Genomic DNA, 4,777 nt, shown 5'->3' on the forward strand with positions numbered 1-4,777 from the left:
AAAACAAATTAAGAAGGATAAAAATTGATTTTAGAATTTAAGTTTAATTATATAGGCGATAATGATGTTTTTGAGTGATTAGGTAAAGTGATTTTTAATAAATTAATTTCTTTATCTAGTAATAAAATATCATCATATTCTTTGCTAAGCTCTAAAATAAAACTTTTTTGTTTAAAACGTGAAGCAAGATAAGAAATTCTAGCCATATTTTTATCATTTTTGGAAAAAATTAAAGCTCTAATTTTAGAATGTATAAATTCAAAGCCCTCTAATACAACAAATTTATCTTTGACATTTAATATTTTAAAATCATCTATAAAATTTTCAACTTTTTTAAATGATAAAAAATGAAAATTTTCTTTAAAAAGTTCATAACCTAGGGCAAATAAAAAAATATCTTCAGCAAGTTTTAATAAAAATTTATCAATTTTTAAATCATATTTTTGCCTAAATAATGCATTTAATTTAAAAGCCATTAAAGGCTTTTCAAAACTTGCTAAAAATTTTAATTGCTCATTAGAACATACAAAGATAGAAGAGATTGCCTTAATATCACAAGGCATTAAAAAATCTTCTTTAAATTCCTTATCAAAAAGATGTATAGTATAAATTCCTTTATGATTTTTAATCCATATTTTTTCATCTTTTTTAATAATATCTAATGTTTTAGAAAGCAAAGAGTGAAAATTATTTTTATCGATTTTTTCAAAATTTTTACCATCAAAAGAAAGTGAAATATCACAAAATTGACCCCATTCATTTTCTAATAAAATATTTTCTTTAGCATAGGCATTAGAATTTAAAAAACTCAATAAAGTATATTTTTCAAAAATTTCTTTTTGTTTGTATAAAGGCTTAAAATCATCTCCTTCTTTTACCTCAAATCCTGTTAAAAATATACTATGGGACATATTGTTTAAAGAATTGCAAAAATCATTTAATTTATCAGGATCTGCTTTGATCTTAAGAATATATTCTTCATCATTTATTAAAATATCATAAATATAGTCTTTTGCATAAAAATTAAGCAAATACTCAAAAACATCATTATCGCCTATATAATTAAACTTAAATTCTAAAATCAATTTTTATCCTTCTTAATTTGTTTTAAATTCCGCTTCTCTTTTTTTAAAGTCTGGCATAAATTTGTATAAAAAATCATAAAATTCTTTACTATGATTTGGATATTTAATATGACTTAACTCGTGCAAAATGACATATTCAATAGCTTTTAAACTCTTTTGTAAAAGTTTTAAATTTAAATTAATATAGGCTTTATTGTGGTTACAAGATCCCCAACGTGTTTTCATATTTTTAATGCTTAAATGTGTAAAATTAACCCCTATTTTTAAAGACCATTTTTTAAGATAAAAACTAAAAATTTTTTTAGCATTTTGTTTTAAAAACAAATCTAGTTTCATTTTATTTGGGGTAATGATATTATCTTTATCAAAATAAGTTTTTTTAGTGTTTTCATCAAAAATAATTTTATATTTTTTGCTTAAAAAAATTAATTCATCATTTTTTAAAGCTTTTTTGTAAAATCTTTCTTTAGCTTCGTTTATCCAAAAACTTGATTTATCTAAAAATTCATAAACATTTTTAAAAGTGCAAAAATAAGGAATACTAAGAATAAATTCGCCTTTTTCATTTAATCTCAATCTTAAACTTTTTATACGTTTTTTAGTATAAAAATAACACTCATTTTTATAAATAAAAGATTTTAAACTAGAGCTTTGCCTTGCCATTTTTTACTTTTCCATCTATATGAATTTACCATTCCACGCAAAAACTCATCTGCACAAAAACCTATCCAAATACCTAAAATTCCAAGATTAAAATAAAAACAAAGCACATAGCCTACTGGTAAAGATACACCCATCATAAAAACAAGACCACTAAAAAATGGAAATTTCGCATCACCGCTTGCACGCAAAGAATTTACCATGACTATATTAAAAGTGCGTGAAATTTCAAGAAAGATTGAAAGAGCAAATAAGGGTATCATTAAATTTTTTAATTCTTCTTTTAAACCTAAAGCTTGCATAGTAAAATCTTGACAAAGATAATTTAAAAGTGCTACTAAAGCACTCGCTATAACACTAAAATATAAAGCACGCCAAGCGTGTTTATAAGCAATATTTTCATATCTAGCACCGACTAATTTTCCCACTATGATTTCATTGGCTATACTCGTAGCTTGTCCTATAAGCATAATAAGCATTGAAATTTGAAAATAAATCGTTTGTACAGCTAAACTTGCTTCACCTAAGCTTGCTACAAAAGCAAAAGCTATAGTATATTGCACTATCCACAAAAGATTTTCTCCTGCTGAAAATCCACCTATATTTAAAACCTTTTTTAAAACTTCTTTTTCAAGTTTAATCATTTCTTTGATTTTAAGATGAATTTGAAGTTTATAAAAAAGTATGATAAGCAAAGCAACTATAGCAACAATACGTGCAAAAATATTACTAAGCCCTACTCCAAAAAGCTCTAATTTTGTATAGTGTAAAACATAATAATTTCCCCCAATTACCACTATATCCATTAAAAATCCTATAAGCATCACCCAATAAGCCATATTATAAACCCTTACAATGGCTGCTAAAACAATGCCTATAGCATCAAAAAACAAACAAATTGCAAGCATGTGTAAATAAATTTCACTATCTTTAAGCAATTCTTGTGGAATTTTTAAAAGATAAAGTAAATATTCTCCATGCCATAAAATAAGTGCTCCACATACAAAACCTAAAAGCGCATTTAAAAACAAGCTTTGATGGATCACTTTTCTTGCTAAAATATGATCTCTTGCTCCAATAGCTTGAGCTATTACTACGCTACAACCTACGCTTAAAAATGAAAAAATAGTTATAAAAAGATCTAAAATTTGATTTCCAGCTCCCATGGCACCCACAAGAAAATTAGAATAATGCGATACCATAGCGGTATTTATAATCACAGTTAAATATTTAGAAAGCAAGTCCCAAAATATAGGAATACTAAGTCTTGTTAAAGAAAGTTGTTTTTTTGCCATGATTATTCTTTTAAAAAGCCGTATTCATAAATTTTTGGCTCTAACTTTTTAGCTAAAGCATTTAAGGCTGTGTTTAAATCATTAAATAAAATTTTATAATACTTATCCCTTGCATTGTAAAGTAAAATTAGAATTTGTCTTATATGAAATTTATATTTTTCTATGATAAAAACAGGTTTTACAAAAGACTTTTTAAGCTCGCTTTTTCCTTGTTTAGCTTCAGCCCAAAGCAAATTAATTTCACCCAAAAGTCCTAAATTTTGAGTGATACAAAAATCAATCTTAGTGCCTACATAATTAAACTTAGAAAAATACAAATCCTTAATCTTGCTTTTTAAAGGCTCTTCGCTAAGTTTTAAAAATTCCCTAAACAAATCATATCCTTAAAAAATATTTAAAGATATGATTTTAATAAAAATATACTTTTTTTTATATAAATCTTAACCAAAAATATATTATAAGCAAGTTTTGCTATTTTAAACTAAAACTCTATTGTAATTTATCATACCATATCAACCTATTTTATAAGTTTTAAATTTATGATAAAAAATATTATCTTATTTTAAAAATATTTAAAATTTTATTTTTAACCTTTTAAGTTTTATTTTATTTTTAAAAAAATAATATATCATTATAGAAATACTTTTTAAAATTTAAAAGGAGATAAAAATGCTTTCTAAGGAAGTTGTAAAATTACTTAATGAACAAATAAATAAAGAAATGTACGCAGCAAATTTATATCTTAGCATGAGCTCTTGGTGTTATGAAAATAGTCTTGATGGGGCTGGACTTTTTTTATTCAATCATGCTAGCGAAGAAAGTGATCATGCAAAACGTTTAATTACTTATCTAAACGAAACAGATTCTCACGTTGATCTTAAAGAAATTAAACAACCTGAACAAAATTTTTCTTCTTTACTTGATGTATTTGAAAAAACTTTTGAGCATGAACAATTTATCACAAAATCAATTAATACCTTAGTTGAACATATGTTAGCACATAAAGACTATTCTACTTTTAATTTTTTACAATGGTATGTAAGCGAACAACACGAAGAAGAGGCTTTATTTAGAGGCATAGTTGATAAAATCAAGCTTATTGGAGATCATGGAAATGGTCTTTATCTAGCAGATCAATATATAAAAAATTTAGCACAAGCTAAAAAATAATTCCGATTTTGCCGATAAAAATGACTTTTTTTTCTTTAGAATTTAGCATTTTAATATCGGCCTTTTTTATAATTTATTGGATTTTTAAAAAATATTACAAAATACAAAATATTTTAGTTTTATTATTTAGCTATTTGGTTTATACCCTTATAAATCCTTATTTTGCTTTAATTTTATTAGTTTATACTTTTTTTATTCATTATTTTGCCTTGCTTATTTTTACAAGAGAAAAAAAATATATTCTTTTTATTTCAATTATATCTGTTATTTTAAATCTTTGTTTTTTTAAATATTTTTCAGATATTAAAGATAATTTAAATATTGTTTTTAATTATTTAGGCTTAGATTTTTTAAGTATTGATATTGTTTTTCCAATGGGAATTAGTTTTTATACTTTCAATTCCATTACTTATCTTGTTAGTGTTTATAAAAAACATAAAGTTGAAAGTTTTATCAATCTTGCTATTTATCTTAGCTTTTTTCCGACTCTTCTTTTAGGTCCTATAATGAAGAGTGAATTCTTTTTTAATCAAATCTTTAAAAAAAGAGATTTTAACAATATAGATC

5 protein-coding genes and 1 pseudogene are annotated in these 4,777 nt (G+C 24.0%); 2 read left to right on the plus strand and 4 right to left on the minus strand.

Translation table 11 applies throughout. The features are described from left to right. Nucleotides 1–47 precede the first annotated feature (47 nt). The 4 genes from JG677_RS07120 to JG677_RS08880 are packed head-to-tail and all read right to left on the minus strand — an operon-like array spanning nt 48 to nt 3,414. Nucleotides 48–1,085 carry a hypothetical protein gene (locus tag JG677_RS07120; protein WP_200285967.1) on the minus strand — a complete coding sequence of 346 codons (1,038 nt, stop codon included), beginning with the start codon at nt 1,083–1,085 and terminating at the stop codon, nt 48–50. A 12-nt stretch (nt 1,086–1,097) separates the two neighbouring features. After that, entirely contained in the window at nt 1,098–1,748 is a 651-nt protein-coding gene (locus JG677_RS07125; RefSeq protein ID WP_200170014.1) for a M48 family metallopeptidase, read from the minus strand. Continuing rightward, nucleotides 1,724–3,040, minus strand: a complete 1,317-nt coding sequence (locus tag JG677_RS07130) for an MATE family efflux transporter (protein ID WP_200170013.1) — start codon at nt 3,038–3,040, stop codon at nt 1,724–1,726. The genes JG677_RS07125 and JG677_RS07130 overlap by 25 nt, the downstream gene beginning before the upstream one ends. Before the next feature lie 2 nt (nt 3,041–3,042). After that, nucleotides 3,043–3,414: a hypothetical protein gene (locus tag JG677_RS08880; protein ID WP_234126394.1), complete on the minus strand. Its 372-nt coding sequence runs from the start codon at nt 3,412–3,414 to the stop codon at nt 3,043–3,045. Nucleotides 3,415–3,709: 295 nt separating this feature from the next. Here JG677_RS08880 and JG677_RS07140 point away from each other — a divergent pair, with 295 nt between their 5' ends. Continuing rightward, the gene (locus tag JG677_RS07140; RefSeq protein ID WP_200170012.1) at nt 3,710–4,210 is read left to right on the plus strand and encodes a ferritin; all 501 of its coding nucleotides are present in this window, start codon (nt 3,710–3,712) and stop codon (nt 4,208–4,210) included. Between the two features lie 20 nt (nt 4,211–4,230). Next, nucleotides 4,231–4,777 (plus strand): annotated as a pseudogene (locus JG677_RS07145) (MBOAT family O-acyltransferase); the annotation flags it as partial.

Origin of the sequence: Campylobacter sp. TTU-622, assembly GCF_016598965.1 — a bacterium.
GTDB lineage: Bacteria > Campylobacterota > Campylobacteria > Campylobacterales > Campylobacteraceae > Campylobacter_D.

Excerpts from the sequence above, each read along its gene's own strand:
- JG677_RS07125 (WP_200170014.1), bottom strand. The coding sequence starts at position 1,748 with ATGGCAAGGCAAAGCTCTAGTTTAAAATCTTTTATTTATAAAAATGAG.
- JG677_RS07130 (WP_200170013.1), bottom strand. The coding sequence starts at position 3,040 with ATGGCAAAAAAACAACTTTCTTTAACAAGACTTAGTATTCCTATATTT.
- JG677_RS07140 (WP_200170012.1), top strand. The coding sequence starts at position 3,710 with ATGCTTTCTAAGGAAGTTGTAAAATTACTTAATGAACAAATAAATAAA.